1 protein-coding gene is annotated in these 229 nt (G+C 41.9%); it reads right to left on the bottom strand.

What is annotated here, in order from left to right:
* Positions 1–229 (bottom strand): GTP-binding protein (locus Q4528_RS16700; RefSeq protein ID WP_303522934.1); only part of this gene is annotated, 229 nt, incomplete at both ends.

The following is a 229-nucleotide window of genomic DNA, read 5'->3' as shown; positions in this document are numbered from 1 at the left end:
GTTGATCACAAAGATTGGCTTAAGGCCTTGAGCAAACGATTTTTGTGTTACAAAGAGTGTTTGCGGCATTGGGCCTTCTTGGGCATAAACAATTAACAACACTGAGTCAGCCATAGACATAACACGCTCTACTTCTCCACCGAAGTCGGCGTGTCCAGGAGTATCAACAATGTTGATATGGTAGTCGTTCCATTCAATAGCAGTATTTTTTGCAAGAATGGTAATACCA

This window comes from Staphylococcus pasteuri, assembly GCF_030547725.1.
Classification (GTDB): Bacteria; Bacillota; Bacilli; order Staphylococcales; family Staphylococcaceae; genus Staphylococcus; species Staphylococcus pasteuri.
The sequence above is the reverse complement of the archived record's forward strand: the minus strand, read 5'-3'. Positions and strand labels throughout refer to the sequence as shown.